Raw genomic sequence first — 19,205 nt, 5'->3', positions numbered from 1 at the left:
TTGGCCGATTTTCAGGATTGCGGTAGGAGCACGCCGACGGCGAATTCCTCATCTGTCGCTATGTGGCCGACCTGAGTCTTGCGATATTCACTGGGGCTGAAACCGCGCTCGGCCCGCAAGGTGCGCGAAAGATGTGGGGCATCGCAAAACCCGGTGGCAAGCGCGATCTGGGTGATCGTGTCTCCCGTTTTGCGAAGCAGGGACAAGGCGCGGTCCAGCCGCAGTTCTAGATAGACCTTTGATGGCGTCGCCTTCAGGTCACCAAGAAAACGCCGTTCGAGGCTGCGTCGGCCAAGGCCAAGGTCGCGGGCAAGTTCCAGCACGGTTCGCGGCACTTCAATATTCTGCTGCATGCGCAGGATCGCCTTTTTGACCAGCGGGTCGGTGGCCCTGCGCGCGCTCTGCTGGCCTGGTTGCGGTTTTTCACCGCTCAGCGCGCTGTCGATCATCATGATGTTGAGGCTCTTTATGGCGGCGGAGTGGCCAACATGGCGCTCCACGAGGAAGGCCGCCAGATGTGCGGCACCATGGCCGCCCGAACAGGTCAGCCGGTCGCGGTCGATGACGAAGATCTGGTCGGAGACCATCTGCACCGTGTCGAAACGGTCGAGAAAATCCTGATGGTGGAACCAGCTGACGCAGCAGCGATAACCATCGAGCAGACCCGCCTCATGCAGGATGAAAACACCGGTGCACAGCCCCACGATCGGAACGCCTGCCGCCGCCCGGTCTTTCAGGAACCGCAGCGCTTCCTGCGGCAGCGCGCTGTGATCGCTGATCAATCCGCCGACAACGACGATATAGTCGTATTGTGCGGCGTCGATCAGCCGCGTGTCGGGCTGCACCTTGACGCCGCAACTCGATTGCACATTGGCAAGGCTCGCGGACAGCACCGACCATTCGCAGAGAATTGGCCTTGAGCGATCGGCCTCATCGGCGGCAAGGCGCAACACGTCGACGAAATTCGCAAAGGCCGACAGCGTGAACCGGTCGGCAAGCAGGAAGGCGACGCTGAGGCGTTTTTTGGCGCGATGAGAGGTCATGGCGCAAATATTCACGCAAAGAGACGTGATTGTCCAGCCGGGGCGCGGCAAATGCTCATAGCTTTTGCGACACGAGATTTTCCAACCATTGGGTCCGCTCATGACGCGTTTTAATGCTTTCAATCTTTTGAAGAACGCCGTGACCGGCCATAAGAACTGGGACGAGCAATGGCCCGACAGCCAGCCGAAGGCCGAATATGACGTGGTCATCGTCGGCGCCGGCGGGCACGGTCTGGGTGCTGCCTATTATCTTGCCAGCCAGCACGGCATCACCAATGTTGCTGTCATCGACAAGGGTTGGCTCGGCGGCGGCAATACCGGCCGCAACACCACGATCATCCGCTCCAACTACCTTTATGATGAAAGCGCCCGTCTCTACGACCATTCCGTCGACCTGTGGGAGAACCTCAGCCAGGAACTGAACTACAACGTCATGTATTCAAGGCGCGGCGTGCTGATGCTCGCCCATAACGTCCACGACGTGCAGAGCTTCAAGCGCCATATCCATTCCAACCGTCTGAACGGCGTCGACAATCGCTGGCTCACGACTGAGGAGTGCAAGGAATATTGTCCACCGCTCAGCATTTCCCCCAATGCGCGTTATCCGGTCATGGGCGGTGCGCTGCAGGAACGAGCCGGCACGGCGCGCCATGATGCCGTCGCCTGGGGTTATGCACGCGGCGCTGCGGCCCGCGGCGTCGATATCATCCAGAACTGCCCGGTCACCGCCATTCGCCGCAATCCCGATGGCTCGGTTGCCGGTGTCGAGACGGCGAGGGGTTTCATCAAGGCGAAAAAGGTCGCGGTTTCGGCCGCCGGTCATACATCCGTTGTCATGGATACCGCAGGCGTTCGCCTGCCGCTCGAAAGCTATCCGTTGCAGGCGCTGGTGTCCGAGCCGATCAAGCCGATCTTCCCCTGCGTCGTCATGTCGAACGCGGTCCATGCCTATATCAGCCAGTCGGACAAGGGCGAGCTGGTGATCGGTTCGGGTACGGACCAATACACCTCCTATTCGCAGCGCGGCGGCCTGCCGCTGATCGAGCATACGATTGCGGCGATCGTCGAGATTTTCCCGATTTTCAACCGCATGCGGATGCTGCGCAAATGGGGCGGCATCGTTGATGTCACGCCCGATCGCTCGGCCATTCTCGGCAAGACGCCGGTTGACGGGCTTTACGTCAATTGCGGTTGGGGAACGGGCGGTTTCAAGGCCACTCCGGGGGCGGCCCACACCTTCGCCTGGACCATCGCCAAAAACGAACCGCACCCGATCAACGCGCCGTTCACGCTGGAACGTTTCCGCTCCGGCCGCCTGATCGACGAGGCCGCTGCCGCCGCCGTGGCGCACTGAGGATACAACGATGCTTTTGATCCGCTGCCCCTATTGCAATGAAACGCTGCCCGAGGCCGAATTCACCTATGCCGGACAGGCCCATGTTGTCCGCGCCGCCAATCCCTCGTCGCAGACGGATGAGCAATGGGAGGAATTCCTGTTCATCCGTGAAAACGTCAAAGGCCCGCATTTCGAACGCTGGCGGCACCTGCATGGCTGCGGCCGGTTCTTCAACGCCGTGCGCGACACGGTGAGCGACCGGTTCCTCACGACCTACGCCGCCGGCGAACCGCGTCCTCATCTTGCTTCCCTGACGGATGCACCAGTCTCTTCCGAGGTGTCGAAATGAATTCCTATCGCGTTTCCGGCCGTGGCCGGGTGGATGCCAGCCGGTCGGTCAGCTTCACTTTCGATGGCAAGACCTATCGCGGCGTCAAGGGTGACACAGTCGCCTCGGCACTTTTGGCCAACGGCGTACATCTCATGGGCCGCTCGTTCAAATACCACCGCCCGCGCGGCCCTGTTGCGGCGGGTTCCGAGGAGCCGAATGCGCTGATCGGCACCCGTCGCGGCACCGGTCGCTTCGAGCCGAATACCCGCGCCACGGTGCAGGAAATCTGGAACGGGCTGCAAACCAATTCGCAGAACAAATATCCGAGCCTGAAATTCGATATCGGCGCGGTCAACGATATGGCCTATATGCTGTTTTCGGCCGGCTTCTATTACAAGACCTTCATGTGGCCGAAGAGCTTCTGGAACAAGGTTTATGAACCTTTCATCCGCGCGGCGGCCGGTCTTGGCGTATCCCCGACGGAAGAAGACCCCGATACCTATGCATCGCGCAACCTGCATTGCGACGTGCTGATCGTCGGCGCTGGCCCAGCGGGTCTTGGCGCTGCGCGGGCGGCGGCGGTGGATGGCCTTAAGGTCGTGCTGGTCGATGAAAATGCCGAGGCCGGTGGCACGCTTCTGTCCGAACCGCAGGCGAAGATCGACGGCCAGCCGGCATGGAACTGGCTGGCGGAAGAGCTTGAGGCGCTGAAGGCGCGCGGTGTCAGGATCATGACCCGCACGACGGCGATTGCCTATTACCACCAGAACATGATCGGCCTCTGCGAAAAGCTGACCGACCACCTCGAAGCCCTGCCGAAGGACATGCCGCGCGAACGTCTGTGGCGTGTCCGGGCGCGCCACGTGGTGCTGGCCCAGGGTGCGTTGGAAAAGCCGCTGGTCTTCAACGGCAACGACCGTCCGGGCGTTATGCTGGCGGGTTCTGCCCAGACCTATCTCAACCGTTACGGCGTCAAGGTCGGCAACAGCCCTGTGGTGGTGACGAGCCATGACAGCGCCTGGTATGCGGCTTTTGATCTTCAAGCTGCGGGTGCTCGCGTTCAGGCCATCATCGATATCCGCGCCACGGTGCGCGAGGAACTGGTCAACGAAGCCCGCGCGCTCGGCATTGCCGTGCGGCTGTCGCATACAGTGACGGCGACCTCCGGCCGGCTGCGCGTTAAATCGGTCCGCGTTAATCCGGTCAATGGAACCATAGTCGGTGCCGGACAGGAGATCGCCTGCGATACGGTGCTGATGTCTGGCGGCTGGACACCGTCGCTGCATCTGTTTTCCCACACCCAGGGCAAGCTTGCCTGGGATGACGGGCTGACCACCTTCCTGCCGGCCATGACCAATGAGGATTGCGCCATTGCCGGTGCCGGACGTGGGCTTTGGGGCATCGAGGCCGTGCTGAAAGATGGCGCGGAGCAGGGCCGCAAGATCGCTGTAGCGCTCGGCAAGGCGGGCGAACCTCACGACTATGCGGTGGAGCATGACCGCACCGGCAGCGGTGTCTCGCACACCGAACTGCCAAGCGACCGCGATGCCGGCAAGGCCAAGGCCTTCGTCGATTACCAGAACGATGTGACCGCCAAGGATCTGCGGCTGGCCGTGCGCGAGGGCATGCGCTCCATCGAGCACGTCAAGCGCTACACCACCAACGGCATGGCCACCGATCAGGGCAAGATGTCCAACATCAACGGTTTGAATATTGCAGCGGAAGCGCTGGGAAAACGCCAGCCGCAGGTGGGGCTGACCACCTTCCGCCCGCCCTATACGCCGACGACCTTCGGGGCCTTTGCGGGCTATCATCGCGGCGCGCATTTCGAAGTGACGCGCAAGACGCAGATCGACGGCTGGGCGCAAGAGCACGGCGCTGTCTACGAGCCGGTCGGCCAATGGCGTCGCGCGTGGTATTTCCCGAAAGCCGGCGAAGATATGGATGCGGCGGTCGGGCGCGAATGCCGGGCGGTGCGGGAAAGCCTCGGCATTTTCGACGCCTCGACGCTCGGCAAGATCGAGGTTGTCGGGCCGGATGCGGTCGAATTCATGAACCGCATGTATACCAATCCATGGTCGAAGCTCGCCCCCGGTCGCTGCCGTTACGGCCTGCTGCTCGGCGATGACGGCTTTATCCGCGACGACGGCGTCATCGGCCGCATGGGCGAGGACCGCTTCCACGTCACCACCACGACAGGCGGCGCGGCACGGGTGCTGAACATGATGGAGGATTACCTCCAGACCGAATGGCCCGATCTCAACGTCTGGCTGACGTCGACCACCGAACAATGGTCCACCATCGCGCTGAACGGCCCGAATGCGGCAAAGCTGCTGGCTCCGCTCGTTGAAGGCGTCGAACTGACGGAAGAGGCTTTCCCGCATATGTCTTGCGCGGAATGCACCGTGGCGGGAATACCGGCGCGGCTGTTCCGGGTGTCCTTCACCGGCGAGATCGGCTTCGAGGTCAATGTGCCGGCCCCTCTCGGCCGCAAGCTTTGGGAAACGTTGTGGGAAGCCGGCCAGCAATACGGCATCACCGCTTATGGCACGGAAACCATGCATGTGCTGCGCGCCGAAAAGGGTTACATCATCGTCGGTCAGGATACCGACGGCACGGTGACGCCCTATGACGCCGCGATGGGCTGGGCCGTGGGCAAGGCGAAGCCGGATTTCGTCGGCAAGCGCGGCCTTGCCCGCCCCGATCTTGTCGCCAAGGATCGCCGTCACCTCGTCGGCCTCTTGACCGAAGACCGGTCGAAGCTGGAAGAGGGCGCGCAGATCGTCTTCGATCCGAAACAGCCAATCCCGATGAAGATGGTGGGGCATGTCACCTCATCATACCATTCGGATGCGGCCGGTCGGCCGATTGCGCTAGCTCTGGTCGAGGGTGGCCACGAGCGGATGGGCGAGACCGTCTACATTCCGATGCTGGACCGCACGATTGCCGCAAAAATCACCGGGATGGTGTTTGTCGATCCCGAAAACATCCGCCTGAAAATCTGACCCGGAGATGACAATGAACATGCGCGTTTCCTCCCCCATTTCCGGCACGTTGGCCGAAAGCAAAGCGGCCCGGGTCAGCATACTGCCAACGCAGGGGCGGCTGTCGCTGCGGGTGCGCGGCGATCTGACGCTGCTCAATGCAGCGCTTGGTCTGACCTTGCCTGACCGCATAGGCATCCGCGCCGCAGCCGGCGAAAAGCAGGCCGTGCGCCTCGGTCCCGATGAATGGACGATCCTTGCTCCCGAGGCTGAACTCGACGGGCTGAAGGCGGCTTGCGCCAGCGTTTACGCCAGCCACCCGCACAGCCTCGTGGATATTTGCGGGCGGGAAGTCACGCTGCTGATCGAGGGGCCGCAGGCCGCCGAACTGCTGACACTCGGCTGCGCCCGCGATATCGACACCGTTCCGGTGGGCGAAGCGCGCCGCACGATCTTCGACGGCGTGACCGTGGTGCTGTGGCGCGATGGGGAAGACCGTTTCCGCATGGATATCTGGAACAGTTTCGTACCGCATCTTGGCCATTTGCTTGAAACCGGCTGCAGGGAACTTGCCGCCGAAGTCGCCTGAACTCGCCACGGTTTCAAAACTGTCCGAGTGCTGATCCATCAAGGGGAGCAGGATTTTGACCACCTATGTCATGAAAGTCTCGTGCCCGGCACGCAGCGGCATCGTTGCCGCCGTCTCCGGATATCTCGCGCGATCCGGTTGCAACATCAATGACAGTTCGCAATTCACCGATCAGGAGACCGGCCGTTTTTTCATGCGGCTGAGCTTCGTTTCGGAACAGGGGCTGGGGCGTGACGCTCTCTTTGACGGCTTCGCTCCTGTCGCTGCCGATTTCGATATGGATTACGATTTCCATGATCTCTCTCGCAAAACCAAGGTGGTGATCATGGTGTCACGCTTTGGCCATTGCCTCAACGATCTGCTGTATCGCTCCCGGATCGGTGCCCTGCCGGTGAAGATCGTTGCGGTAGTCTCCAATCATCTCGATTACCAGAAGCAGGTGGTGAACGAGGATATTCCTTTCCACCATATCCGCGTCACGCCGCAGACGAAGCCGGAAGCCGAGGCGGAAATCTTGCAGGTCGTGCATGATGCGGGGGCGGAACTCGTGGTTCTGGCGCGTTACATGCAGGTTCTGTCGGACCGGCTTTGCCAGGAAATGTCGGGCCGCATCATCAACATCCATCATTCCTTCCTGCCGTCGTTCAAGGGCGCCAACCCCTACAAGCAGGCTTATGAACGCGGTGTGCGGCTGATCGGCGCGACTGCCCATTACGTTACCGCCGATCTCGATGAGGGGCCGATCATCGAGCAGGATACGATCCGCGTGACCCATGCCCAAAGCGGCATGGATTACGTCTCGCTTGGCCGCGACGTGGAAAGCCAGGTACTGGCCCGCGCCATCCACGCCCATATTCATCACCGGGTCTTCCTGAACGGCAACCGAACCGTGGTGTTTCCCGCTTCGCCGGGGGAATATGTGTCCGAACGCATGGGATAAGTGCACCGGAACGCGGGAGCGGGCGCTTTACTCTTCGGGCGGCGGCTCCATTTCGCCGCCCTGCTGCTCCTCCGGGCGCTTCGCGGACCGCGCAGCGGGATAGGCGCCTGTCATGCTGGCGAACTGAATGTCGTTTTCAGCAAAGGCATCCTTCAACATCGAATAGGCCTTGCGTCGCACCACTGAGGATTGTCCGCCAGCGCGCAGCATCATGCCGAAGCCGAGCGTCATGCCATATTCGCCGAAGTGCTCGACGCCTTTCAGCTTGACGGTCTCGATGAGGAACGGCCCAAACTCCGGATCTTCTTGCAGGGCCTTGCCGATCTCCTTGGTAATCGCCTTGACCTTGGCGATGTCGGTATCGAAGGCGACGGTGACCATGAATTTGTCGATCGACCAGTCTCGGCTCATGTTTTCGACCGCGCCGAGCGATCCGAACGGCACGGTGAAGATCGGGCCGCGATGGTGGCGTAGTTTGACCGAGCGGATGCTGAAGGATTCCACCGTGCCGCGGTAGGAACCGCTCTGAATATATTCGCCGACACGGAAAGCGTCGTCGATCATGTAAAACACGCCGCTGATGATGTCCTTGACCAGCGTCTGCGAGCCGAAACCGATGGCGATGCCGAAAATGCCGGCGCTCGCCAGCAGCGGCCCGATATTGACACCGAGTTCCGAAAGCGCTGTCATGACGGCGACGGCGGCGATGATGATGCCGAGCATGTTGCGCAGGATCGGCAGGATGGTCAAAAGCCGATCATCCTGTGGCTTGCCGCCGGAGTGGCCGCTCACGGGGTCACCAACGGGAGCGCTCAGCTCCAGCCGCCGGGCGATCATCGATTTGATGGCGATCCATATGAGATCGGCAAGCAGCAGGATGAGTGCCCCGTGCAGGATGCCGACGACGATCGACGTGAGCAAAGCGCCGTCTGGCAGAGAATCCGGATGGGCGCGCACGAGAAAGATCAGCCACACTATGGCGGTTCCGACGATGGCGAGACGCACGCCGCGCTCGGCCAGAACCGGGCGGAGATCGCTCTCGCCGTAGCCGCCAATATCGATTGCCAGTTTTCTCGTCGCAATGCCGAGCGTCGAGGCGAAGCTGGGCAGGACCAGTGCATAAAGCCCGATCCAGAATAGGACGCCTGCACCGGCGAGCCGCAGCCCGAAGAGGATGACAAGGCCAAAGATCAGCGCCACATCGATTGCGCGCGTCCGCTCAGACCCCGGATCGCCGCCGGGTCTGCGCCAGATCCAGAGGCCGGCGAGCAGAAACAGGATGCCGATCATCCCGGTGGACAGCAGCCCGAGCGTATCGCGCGGGAGATCGAGATTTTCGAGCGTCCTGAGCACGGCCCAGAAAAGCCCGGCAAGCGTTGCAAGCCACGTCCAGCGGACGATCCAGAAATCGCGCCGGGCGCTGGTTTCGCGACCGACGACCTGCCGCAACAGGCCGGACACTGCAAAAAGCATCGGCAGGAGAATGCTCATCACGAGCCAGGGCAGCAGAACGGCGCTTAACAAACGTGGCCACTGGATGGTCAGAAACATGGCGGTCGCGACAAGGCCGTAACCGACGAGCGGCAGGAGGCTTCGCGACACGACGGCCGAGGCATATTTGCCGATATCCCCGCCATTTTTGCGGGATGCGTGCATGACGATGATGCGGTTCGTAACAATGCCGCCGGCAAGGCCTGCGCCGAACAGGACCAATACATGCAGCAAAAAGATGAAGGGACCGTAGGCGCGGATCGCATCGCCAAGCCTTTCCCACGCGGAAGCGATTTGCGAGAACATGACGGGCAGGTCACCCACGATGCGGGCAAAATGCTCCCGGCGCTTGCTTGCCCATTGGTCGAGATCGCTCAACTGACTTTGTGATGCCATCTGTGGCGGCGGCTCCGCGCCAGTTGTCGCGAGTTTCTGTGCAAGCAGGGCACGAACGTCGTCCTGCCCGAGCAGTTGCAGCAACTGGTCGACCTTCTGCTTCGTCGTCTGTGGGGGGAAAGGCGCTTTTATCGGCGGTGGCTCCTGCGCGGAAAGGCCGGTTGCTCCCAGCACGAAAAGTGCGATGACGGCCGCTGCAATCCATCTGAAAAGAGAGGGAAGGGGTGTCATTCGGTTCTCCCGCACCAGCCGGGCAGATGTCGTGCATCGTGCGAGCGCGCCAGTTCCACTGCTCCTGCCATGGTCTTATCGAAAGAATGCCGCAGGTCTTTGCTGCTCACCCGGCGGCGGAAAAAATCCGCCCAGAGAAATTCGGTAAAGGGCGCTTCGATCTTGGCGAAACCACCCGCATCGCGAACTGCGCCGGCCAGCGAGCGGAACGGATCGTCTTGAAGGTCAATGATCCGCTTTGGCAGTTCGTCGACAGGGCGGCGCGCACCTTCGGCATCGAAAGGATAAACCAGGTTGCGATGATCCATCACCGACCAGAATTCCTGCCTGCCGAGATGAGAAAGATCGGCAACGATGCTGGTCAGCACATGTTTCACGCCCTCGTAGTGTAACGCCAGAGCAAGGTGATGATGGTCGACCAGATAGAGACGCTGTTTATAGCCAATGACGACAGGCACCATGTGATGGCCGAGAAAGTCCGGCCCTTTTTCCTCGCGTATCGCGGCCCATTGTTTGCGCTTGTTTTCCACCTCGCGAAGGCCGACCGTCATTTGTGTCGGTCTGAGCGCGGTGATTTCAACCGGGCTGAGGTGCGGTTCAAGAGGCTGTGGCATGGCTGTTCTCCCGGCCCATGGCCGTCGTTACGGCATCATCGACGCTGAAACTGCTGCGCGCCACCAGATCGTTCCCGCCGCCGGCGAGCAGCAGATCCCGTACATGGTCGTGCACGCGGGCATAATAGATCGCAGTGCCGCCGCGCTGCATCGCTGCATCGAATTCCAGCAGCGCATCGAGCGCGGTGGAATCCAGTTCGAAGCTTTCCTCAAGACTGATGATCGCGACATGCAGTTCCGGCCTTGCGGCGAGGCGTTTGGTGACGGCGGCAAGGATCGGTTCGGCATTGCCGAAAAACAGCGGCTGCGCCGGGCGCAGGATAATCATGCCCGCTATGTCCTTCGCATCCGGATGGCGTTCCATGTCGACGAAATCGTGGCTGTCGCCCAGCCTTCCGAGATGCATCACATGCGGCAGCGAAAGCCGACGAACGAAAACGGCGAAGGACAGCGCGACGGCAACGAGCATGCCGTTCAGAACGCCGAATGCCAGCACGCCGGCGGCGGCTGCAAGCGCCAGATAGGCATCGTTGCCAAGTCGCCACAAACGGATGATCGGCGTCGGATCAAGCGCGTGCAGCAGGGCGACTGCGATGATGGCGGCGAGCACGGCCTGGGGGATGAAGGCAAACCAGCCGGAAGCGAGCAGGCTGAAAATCGCAAGGCCGATTGCGGCGATGGCCGAGGCGAGCCGGCTCTGCGGCCCGACCGCTTCGCTTGCCGCACCGGCGGAAAAACCGGCGCCGACCGGCATGCCCTGCACGGCGGCGCTGGCGATGTTGGCAAGCCCAAAGGCCCGCAATTCGCGATTGGAATCGACGTTCTCGCCATGGCGCAGCGAAAAGCTGCGGATCGTACCCCAGGATTCCGCAAAGAGAATGAGGACCAGCGGCGGCGCAAAGCGGGCGACATGCGCGACGTCATCGAGCGACACTGAAAGCGGGCCAGCCCATATTCCGGCAAGATCGATGGTGCCGACAATGGCAACGCCGCGGCTTTGCAGATCAAGCAGCATCGAGACGGCAATGCCTGCCACGATCACCACAAGGCTGCCGGGAAGGATCGGGCGTTTACGCAGGAGGAGCAGTACGGCAAGCGCCGTGAGGCCGACGACGATGCTTTCGAAGCTCCAGTCTCGCGGATGGGAGAGTATCTGCAACAGGATCGCCAGCGGTTCGCCCGTTTGCTCCGTGATTCCAAAGAGGCTCGGCAATTGCTTGATCGTGATCAGAATGGCGAGGCCGAAAGCGAAACCGCGCAGCACCGGGCGCGAAATCACACTCGACAGCGCGCCGAGCCGCGTGGCCGCTGCTACAAGAAACAGGATGCCCACCAATGCGACCGAAATAGCGACAAGCAGCATCTTCTGCGCCGGTGTGACGGAAAGCGTGGCGAGCATCGCCGCCAATATTGCGGCGGAGGAAGATGTGGGCGAAACGACCGCAAACCGGCTCTGGCCGAAAATGGCATAAACGATGCAGCCCATAATGGCTGCGAGAATGGCGTGCTGGGCCGGAACACCGGCAATTCCAGAATAGGCGATCGCTTCCGGCAGCATCAGGCCGGCGATCGACAATCCAGCAATCACATCACGCCGGTCGAATGTCACGGACATGGGGTTGCAACCGTTTCGACGCCGATGGAGGCGATAAAACTTTCACCCGGTATGATCACGATTCTCCACCCTGTATCCGTAATGAAATGAAGGTTTCACCCATTGCGGATACAAGTCAAAGTTTAAATTGCACGCCTGAAATATTTCGGTCTTTCCGGGTTTGGCCATCACCGCGTATCGGTCGGCGGATGATGCGGGCGTACCCGTTTCAGGTGGGCAACTGTCCCCCCGGAACGGCGGTGTCAGCCGCCATATTGGTCGTTCGTCACCTTCTCCATCCAGTCCACCACCTTGCCGTCCTTGACTTCCTGAAGTGCAATGTGGGTCATGGCGACATTGGGAGCAGCGCCGTGCCAATGCCTTTCGTCGGGTGCGAACCAGACGATATCGCCGGGGCGGATTTCTTCCACCGGGCCACCCTCGCGCTGCACGCGGCCAAAGCCGGAGACGACGATCAGTGTCTGGCCGAGTGGATGGGTGTGCCAGGCTGTGCGGGCGCCGGGCTCAAAGGTGACCTGTGCACCCTGAACCCGCTCTGCATCGAAGGGATTGAACAGCGGATCAATGCGGACCGTGCCGGTGAACCAGTCCTCGGGTCCCTTGGCGGATGCCCGGGTTCCTGCGCGCAATATTTCCATGGTCATTCTCCTGATTGGAATCGTGTGGTGATTTGAGGCGGGAATTCCCCTGTTGTCCACAGGGGCGTTCAAACCTGATCGGGCGGAGAGGCTGCAGACAGTTTTGAAGCCGCCGGCTTCGATCATCTTGATGGGTTATCGCACTCTTTTGCGCGTATTTTGCGACACTGTCAGCATTGATTTTGCCTTCCTTCCAGACGCTGCGAGAAAAATCGCGTTCGGGATTGACTCAATTATGAAAACGGTTACATTTGCTCATGTAAACGGTTTCATTAGTTAAAAACCGTGCTTGGAGGAGCAAATTTCATGTTTAGACATTTGATGGCTGCCGCCGCTTTGGTGCTGGCGGCCGGCACGTCGGCGTACGCCCAGGAGCAGAGCTTCAAGATCGGCCTTTCCAACTCGTTCGTCGGCAGCGAATGGCGCACGCAGATGATCGAGGAAGCCCAGGCTGCCGCAAAGGCGTGGGGGGAAAAGGGCGTCAAGGTAGAGGTCGTCGTTCAGAGCGGTAATGTCGATGTGCAGGGGCAGATCGGTCATATCCGCAATTTCATGAACCAGGGCGTTGATGCGATCCTCATCAATCCCGGCAGCCCGACGGCTTTCGATCCGATCTTCGCGCAGGCCAAGGCGCGCAACATTCTCGTCATCGCAACCGACGCCGAAGTGTCCTCGAAGGACGCGCTCTATGTCGGCATCGACCAGAAGGCATGGGCGGCGCAGTCCGCGCAATGGCTTGCGGATGCGCTGAAGGGCAAGGGAAGCGTCGTCGCCATCAACGGCATCGCCGGCAACCCCGCCAATGAAGCCCGCGTTGCCGGTTATCGCGAAGTGTTCAAGAAATATCCTGACATCAAGGTGCTGAACGAAGCCAATGCCAGCTGGGATCAGGCGCAGGGCCAGCAGGCCATGCAGAACCTGCTCGCTACCTATCCCGATATCAGCGGCGTGTGGGTGCAGGACGGCATGGCCGATGGCGCATGGCGCGCAATCGAAGCTGCCGGCAAGACCAAGGACATTGCGGCCACCGGTGAAATCCGCAAGGACTTCATGACCCGCTGGGAGAAGGAAAAGTTCAATTCCGGCGCGTCGGTCAATCCTCCCGGCGTCATGGCAAGCGCGCTCAACGTCGCTGTGCTGAAGCTGCAGGGCAAGGAATTCAAGGACGGTATTTTTGGCGGCACCTATGGTAACGCCATCTATATTCCGATCCCCTTCGTCAGCAACGACAACCTTGCCGACAATATCAAGGCCGCCGATGGCAAGCCTGGCTACTGGTCCGTCACGGCAACCGTAACGCCGGAGCAGGCTGGCGAGTTCTTCAAGTAAGAACGGCTTCGGGCTGGCGGCAATTGCCAGCCCGAATCTTCCAATTCGAGTGCGGACTTCAGGTGCAGGACCATGTGTTCTTTTCCGTGTCCGCCCATGACAAGAACAATGACAGTTACAATTCGGGGACATGCGATGGCGAACGCTTTGGAAGCGGCCGGCATAACGAAGAATTTTGGCGCCGTGCGCGCGCTTTCTGACGGCAGGCTGACGGTTGGTCGCGGCGAAATTCACGCGCTGCTGGGCGCCAATGGTTGCGGCAAGAGCACGCTCTGCAAGATCGTTGCGGGCGCGGTCTCGCCAACCAGCGGCACGATCAGCTTCAACGGCGCGGAAGTGCGCTTCAAAAGCCCGCGTGACGCCGAAAATGCCGGTATCGCCCTGTTTTATCAGGAGCTTAGTCTCATTCCGCAACTTTCCGTCGCCGACAATATTTTTCTCGGGCGCGAACCGAAGCGCGGCGTTTTTGTCGACGGCAAAGCCCTGAAAGCTGAAGCGGCCAGGCTGATCGCGCTGTTCGACGGGGTTGCAGGCAAAGGGCTGGAGCCGGATGCCATCGTCGGCAGCCTGCCGCCGGATCAGCGCCAGCTTGTCGAAATCCTCAAGGTTTTTGCCCAGAATGCCAGCCTGATGATCATGGACGAGGCGACAGCGGCGCTTGATGGCCGCCAGTCGCAGCGCTTTTTCGAGATATTGAGGGCCAAGAAGGCGGACGGTATCTCCACCATCATGATTTCCCACCGTCTCGACGAAGTTTTCGCCGTCTGCGATCGCATCACCGTGATGCGCAACGGCGCGACGATTTCTGAACTCGATACGGCAGCCACCACCCGCGAAGCCGTCGTGCACGATATGGTCGGCGATGTCCGCGCCGCACCCGCCCGCCAGCAGGGACGCGCTGCTGCAGCGCCCAGCCTGAAGGTGACGGATGTTGCGGGCGAGGGCATTCGCGGCGTCAGTCTGGAAGCCTATCCGGGTGAAATTATCGGTCTCGCCGGCCTGCAGGGACAGGGGCAGTCGGCCTTGCTGAAGGGCCTTTTCGGCGCCAGCCCCTTTGCCGCCGGCCAAGTCCGGTTCGAGGGCCGTGTAATCACCATCGGCAAGCCTTCGCAGGCGGTTCACAACGGTTTTGCCTATGTCTCGGGTGATCGTGGGCGCGACGCCTCCCTTCAGGGACGGTCGATCTTCGAAAATCTCGTCGCGGCGCTGATGGTGCGCGAAAAGATGCGGCTGATCCGGCCAGCGGCGCTGAAACCGCGTATGCAAAAGGTCGCGGATGATATGAAGACGAAGTTTGCCGGCATGGATATGGCCATCGGCACGCTTTCGGGCGGCAACCAGCAGAAGATCTTCATCTCCCGCTGGCTTGCCACATCGCCGAAACTGCTTTTGCTCGATGACCCGACCAAGGGCATCGATCTTGGCGCAAAGGCCGACCTGTTCGCGCTGATGCGACAGCAGGCCGATGCCGGCGCGACCATTCTTCTCTATTCCTCGGAAGATGCGGAAATCCTCGAATATGCCGACCGCATTCTCGTGTTCAACGGCGGACAAATTTCCGCCGAACTGACCGGAGCCGACATGACATCCGTCAACATGACCCGCGCCGCCTACGGAGACGCCGCATGAGTTCCTCCGGTTTTCTGCGCAAGCAACCCTGGATCATAACCCTCTTCGTTCTCACGGTTCTCATTGCTGTGAACACGTTTCTGCAGCCGTCCTTCGTGCAGCCTTCCGTGCTGCAGTCGAACCTGACGACGTTTCTGCCCCTGATCCTCGTCGCCATCGGCCAGACCTATGTCATTCTGGCGGGTGATATCGATCTGTCGGTCGGCAGCATTGTTGCGCTGGCCAATGTCGTCACCGTCAGCGTCATCGCTGCGCTTGGCGGCACGACGGGTGCCGTCTTCGCCGGCATGGCGGCAGGGGCTGCGGTCGGGCTGCTTTGTGGTCTGGTCAATGGCCTGTTCATATCGGGCTTACGCTTCCAGCCGATCGTCACCACCTTCGCGACGGGCATCATCTTCGCCGGACTGGCGATCTGGGTCCTGCCGCAGGCTGGCCTTCCGGTGCCGGAAGCCTATTGGCAGACCTATTCCGGCAGCTTCATCGGCCTGCCCTTCGTGTTGTGGGTGCTGCTGGCCGGCATCGCCTTCACGCTGATCGTGTCGCGCATTCCGTTTCACGCCCATTTGTTGGCGGTTGGCGGCAATCGTACCGGCGCCTTCCAGACGGGCCTGCGCCTTTCGGGCATCCGCATCGGCGCATACATGATCTCTGGACTGTTTTCGGCGCTGGCGGCGCTGTGCCTGACGGGCGAGACGGCCTCGGGCGATCCATTGCTCGGTGCGAGCTTGGCGTTGTCCTCCATTTCGGCCGTAGTTTTGGGCGGCACCGCGCTTTCCGGTGGCTTCGGCAGCTCGACAGGGTCGATTGCGGGAGCACTGGTGCTCGGCATGATCGGTAATGTGATTTTCTTTGCGGGCTTACCCTTCGAGTACCAGACATTGGTGCAGGGTTTGATCGTGCTGACGGCGCTGGCCGGCGGTGTTCTGGTGACGAGGCGTTGATATGACCAATCCCGGCTTGCAAATCAAATCCATCATCACCGATCCCCTGACCATCGCCATTGGCGCGTCGGTCTTCCTGCTGCTGGTCGGCGAATTGCTGTCGCCCGGCTTTGCGCAGGGGTCGCAGATCGTGCGGCTGCTGACGATCGCCGCCATTCTCGGCATCGTCGCGGCGGGACAGAACCTCGTGATCCTCGGCGGACGCGAAGGCATCGATCTCTCCGTCGGCGCGATGATTTCGCTCGGCGCGGTCCTTGCCGGCAATATGATGAACGGCCAGAATGCCGGCATTCCGCTCGCCATTCTCGTCGCGGGCGGCGTTCCCTTCCTCATCGGCCTCATCAACGGCCTCGGCATCACCTTCGTGCGCATTCCGCCGCTTGTCATGACACTGGGCATGACGGCGGTGATACAGGGCGGGCTGGTGGTCTATTCGCAGGGTGTTCCATCGGGTGCGGCTGCCCCGCTGCTCGCGGGCTTCATCAACCGGCCGCTGGTTTTCGGCATTCCCGGCGTGCTCTTCGTCTGGCTCGGCATTGCCGCAATCATGTTGTTCGTGCTGCGCCGCACGGCCTTCGGTTTCGCGGTTTACGCCATCGGCTCGAACGAGCGGGCGGCGACGCTTACCGGATTGCCCGTTTCCCTGATCCGCACGCTGCTTTACGGCCTGTCCGGCCTGTTTGCCGGGCTGACCGGGGTCTGCGTGATCGGTTACACCGGCACCTCCTTCATTTCCGTCGGCGACCAATATGTCCTTCCGTCGATCATCGCGGTCGTCATCGGCGGCACCTCGCTTGCCGGCGGCGCGGGCGGATATGTCGGAACCATGGCCGGGGCGGTTGCGCTCACCATTCTGCAAAGCGTACTGATAACGCTCAACCTCGATGTATGGGCACGGCAGATCATATTCGGTGTCACGTTGCTAGCGCTGATGCTGCTTTATGGCCGCCAAAAGCAGTTGCGTGTGTGACAGATGAGCAAAGACCAAGGTTCGAATATCAGGGAAGTTGCAGCTCTCGCGGGTGTTTCCATCGCGACCGTTTCAAGGGCGCTGCAACAACCCGACAAGGTTCGCCCGGAAACCCGGAAAAAGGTTTTCGACGCCGTCCGGCTGGCGAATTTTGTTCCCAACGCCCAGGCCGCGAGCTTCAGGCGTCAATCCAACAACACCGTCATCCTTCTCGTTCGCGATATCGGCAACCCGTTTTATCTCGAAATCTACAAGGGTGTGGAGGAGGCCGCCGGCGAAGCGGGTTTCAAGGTACTGATGGGCGATGCCCGCAATGACGAGAACCGCGTGGCGACCCATATCGATATGGTGCGCCAGAAACATGCCGATGGCCTGATCCTGATGACCGGTCAGTTTCCTTCAGAGTTTCTCGATCAGGCCGACACGCTGCCGCCGATCGTCATCGCGTCGGAAACTGTGCCCGGCATCGCGCTGCCCACGGTCAAGGTGGATAACCGCGCCGCTTCCAGAAACGCCGTGCGGCATCTGATCGAGGCGGGGCATAGGGAGATCGTGCATCTTACCGGTCCGTTCCCGGAGAGTCTGGCGAATGAGCGTTTCGAAGGCTATCGGGATGGGCTGGTTGAAGCCGGTATTGGCTACTCCGACAAGCTGGTGGTGACGGGCGATTACAGTATCGAAGCCGGTCGTCAGGCGATAACCGGCCTTCTCGAAAACGGCATTGCCTTTACTGCGATCTTCGCATCGAGCGACCAGATGGCGATTGGCGCGATCAGTGAGTTGCGGGCGCGTGGCGTTTCGGTTCCGACCGATGTCTCGGTCATTGGCTTCGACGATATCATCTTTGCCAACGCCTTTGAGCCGCCACTGACAACGGTACGCCAGCCCCGGCAGGAAATGGGCCGCAGGGCCATGGCGCTGATGGTTGACCGGCTGAACGGCAAGCGCACGGCTGAAACCATCGTGCTGGATACGGAATTGGTGGTGCGCGGCTCGGTCGCGCCCTGCCGCCGCCCGCCGCATCGGTAGCGGCTACGCCGAAATTGTGAATGCAAGGAGTGTAAGGACATGAAGACGATCAAAGGCCCCGCGATTTTCCTCGCGCAATTTGTCGGGGACGAAGCCCCCTTCGACACGCTCGACAATCTCGGCCAATGGGCGGCTTCGCTCGGTTACAAGGGCATCCAGCTGCCGACCGATCCAAAACTCTTCGATCTCGAAAAAGCTGCCTCCTCCAAGACGTACTGCGATGATATCAAGGGTTGTCTGGCCGAGAAAGGCGTCGAGATCACCGAGCTTTCCACCCATATTCAGGGCCAGCTTGTTGCTGTTCATCCCACCTATGATGAAATGTTCGATGGTTTTGCGCCGGCCGAGCTGCGCGGCAAACCGCAGGCGCGGCAGGAATGGGCGGTCAACCAGCTGAAGTGTGCGGCGAAAGCCTCGCAGCATCTTGGCCTCAAAAGCCACGCAACTTTCTCTGGCGCGCTTGCCTGGCCTTTCGTTTATCCGTGGCCGCAGCGTCCGGCTGGTCTTGTCGAAATGGCCTTTGCGGAATTGGGCAAGCGCTGGACACCGATTCTCGATGTCTTCGAGGAGAATGGTGTCGATCTCTGCTACGAGCTGCATCCGGGTGAGGACCTGCATGACGGCGTCACCTTCGAGCGTTTTCTCGAGGCCACCGGCAATCATTCACGCGCCAACATTCTCTATGATCCGTCGCATTTCGTGCTTCAGGCGATGGATTATCTTGAGTTCATCGATATCTACCACGAGCGCATCCGCGCCTTTCACGTCAAGGATGCGGAGTTCAATCCGACCGGCCGTTCCGGCGTTTATGGCGGCTATCAGAGCTGGGTCGACCGGCCGGGGCGTTTCCGTTCGCTCGGCGACGGGCATGTCGATTTCGGCGCGGTGTTCTCCAAACTCACCCAATATGACTTCGACGGCTGGGCGGTGCTGGAATGGGAATGCGCGCTGAAACACCCGGAAGACGGGGCGCGTGAAGGTGCGGGCTTCATTGAAAACCACATCATTCGCGTGACCGAGCGAGCTTTCGACGATTTCGCCAAAAGCGGCGTCGATGACGCCGCCAATCGTCGCCTTCTTGGACTTTGAAAGGGATAGC

16 protein-coding genes are annotated in these 19,205 nt (G+C 60.8%); 11 read left to right on the top strand and 5 right to left on the bottom strand.

Going from position 1 to position 19,205, the window contains the following annotated elements:
- Positions 1-11 precede the first annotated feature (11 nt).
- Positions 12-1,043 (bottom strand): GlxA family transcriptional regulator, encoded by a 1,032-nt coding sequence (locus tag DXT96_RS18545; protein ID WP_153515894.1) that lies wholly within the window; start codon positions 1,041-1,043, stop codon positions 12-14.
- A gap of 100 nt (positions 1,044-1,143) precedes the next feature.
- On the opposite strand from DXT96_RS18545, the gene DXT96_RS18540 reads away from it, so the two are divergent.
- Genes DXT96_RS18540 through purU form a run of 5 tightly spaced genes read left to right on the top strand, consistent with a single transcriptional unit; the run spans position 1,144 to position 7,223 of the window.
- Positions 1,144-2,397, top strand: coding sequence for a sarcosine oxidase subunit beta family protein (locus tag DXT96_RS18540; RefSeq protein WP_153515893.1), 1,254 nt, complete (start codon positions 1,144-1,146; stop codon positions 2,395-2,397).
- A gap of 10 nt (positions 2,398-2,407) precedes the next feature.
- The gene (locus DXT96_RS18535) at positions 2,408-2,728 is read left to right on the top strand and encodes a sarcosine oxidase subunit delta (RefSeq protein ID WP_149900799.1); all 321 of its coding nucleotides are present in this window, start codon (positions 2,408-2,410) and stop codon (positions 2,726-2,728) included.
- A complete protein-coding gene (locus DXT96_RS18530) occupies positions 2,725-5,715 on the top strand; it encodes a sarcosine oxidase subunit alpha (RefSeq protein WP_153515892.1) in 2,991 nt (996 codons plus the stop codon). Before DXT96_RS18535 ends, DXT96_RS18530 begins: the two co-directional genes overlap by 4 nt.
- A gap of 13 nt (positions 5,716-5,728) precedes the next feature.
- On the top strand, positions 5,729-6,283 hold the full coding sequence (gene soxG, locus DXT96_RS18525; RefSeq protein ID WP_194287677.1) for a sarcosine oxidase subunit gamma family protein: 555 nt from the start codon (positions 5,729-5,731) through the stop codon (positions 6,281-6,283).
- Between the two features lie 55 nt (positions 6,284-6,338).
- Complete coding sequence (gene purU, locus DXT96_RS18520) at positions 6,339-7,223, top strand: formyltetrahydrofolate deformylase (protein WP_153515890.1); 885 nt, start codon at positions 6,339-6,341, stop codon at positions 7,221-7,223.
- Between the two features lie 27 nt (positions 7,224-7,250).
- Here the strand turns inward: purU and DXT96_RS18515 are convergent, their stop codons facing one another.
- The 4 genes from DXT96_RS18515 to DXT96_RS18500 form a co-directional block, all read right to left on the bottom strand.
- Positions 7,251-9,341, bottom strand: coding sequence for a mechanosensitive ion channel domain-containing protein (locus DXT96_RS18515; protein ID WP_153515889.1), 2,091 nt, complete (start codon positions 9,339-9,341; stop codon positions 7,251-7,253).
- Positions 9,338-9,955 carry a ParB-like protein gene (locus DXT96_RS18510; RefSeq protein ID WP_153515888.1) on the bottom strand — a complete coding sequence of 206 codons (618 nt, stop codon included), beginning with the start codon at positions 9,953-9,955 and terminating at the stop codon, positions 9,338-9,340. The genes DXT96_RS18515 and DXT96_RS18510 overlap by 4 nt, the downstream gene beginning before the upstream one ends.
- Positions 9,939-11,570 (bottom strand): SulP family inorganic anion transporter, encoded by a 1,632-nt coding sequence (locus DXT96_RS18505; RefSeq protein ID WP_153515887.1) that lies wholly within the window; start codon positions 11,568-11,570, stop codon positions 9,939-9,941. The genes DXT96_RS18510 and DXT96_RS18505 overlap by 17 nt, the downstream gene beginning before the upstream one ends.
- 242 nt (positions 11,571-11,812) lie before the next feature.
- The gene (locus DXT96_RS18500; protein WP_149900806.1) at positions 11,813-12,208 is read right to left on the bottom strand and encodes a cupin domain-containing protein; all 396 of its coding nucleotides are present in this window, start codon (positions 12,206-12,208) and stop codon (positions 11,813-11,815) included.
- A 306-nt stretch (positions 12,209-12,514) separates the two neighbouring features.
- Between DXT96_RS18500 and DXT96_RS18495 the strand changes: the two genes are divergently transcribed.
- From DXT96_RS18495 to DXT96_RS18470, 6 genes are all read left to right on the top strand, one after another.
- Complete coding sequence (locus tag DXT96_RS18495) at positions 12,515-13,537, top strand: substrate-binding domain-containing protein (protein WP_149900807.1); 1,023 nt, start codon at positions 12,515-12,517, stop codon at positions 13,535-13,537.
- A 135-nt stretch (positions 13,538-13,672) separates the two neighbouring features.
- Positions 13,673-15,166: a sugar ABC transporter ATP-binding protein gene (locus tag DXT96_RS18490; protein ID WP_153515886.1), complete on the top strand. Its 1,494-nt coding sequence runs from the start codon at positions 13,673-13,675 to the stop codon at positions 15,164-15,166.
- Complete coding sequence (locus tag DXT96_RS18485) at positions 15,163-16,107, top strand: ABC transporter permease (protein ID WP_153515885.1); 945 nt, start codon at positions 15,163-15,165, stop codon at positions 16,105-16,107. The genes DXT96_RS18490 and DXT96_RS18485 overlap by 4 nt, the downstream gene beginning before the upstream one ends.
- Before the next feature lies 1 nt (position 16,108).
- The gene (locus DXT96_RS18480; protein ID WP_153515884.1) at positions 16,109-17,077 is read left to right on the top strand and encodes an ABC transporter permease; all 969 of its coding nucleotides are present in this window, start codon (positions 16,109-16,111) and stop codon (positions 17,075-17,077) included.
- 3 nt (positions 17,078-17,080) lie between these two features.
- On the top strand, positions 17,081-18,106 hold the full coding sequence (locus tag DXT96_RS18475; RefSeq protein ID WP_153515883.1) for a LacI family DNA-binding transcriptional regulator: 1,026 nt from the start codon (positions 17,081-17,083) through the stop codon (positions 18,104-18,106).
- Between the two features lie 39 nt (positions 18,107-18,145).
- Positions 18,146-19,195 carry a sugar phosphate isomerase/epimerase gene (locus DXT96_RS18470; protein ID WP_153515882.1) on the top strand — a complete coding sequence of 350 codons (1,050 nt, stop codon included), beginning with the start codon at positions 18,146-18,148 and terminating at the stop codon, positions 19,193-19,195.
- The last annotated feature ends 10 nt before the right edge of the window (positions 19,196-19,205 follow it).

The organism is Agrobacterium sp. ICMP 6402 (genome assembly GCF_009498615.1).
Classification (GTDB): Bacteria; Pseudomonadota; Alphaproteobacteria; order Rhizobiales; family Rhizobiaceae; genus Agrobacterium; species Agrobacterium burrii.
Note: the sequence above shows the minus strand (reverse complement) of the source record. Positions and strands in the feature narration are given on the sequence as shown.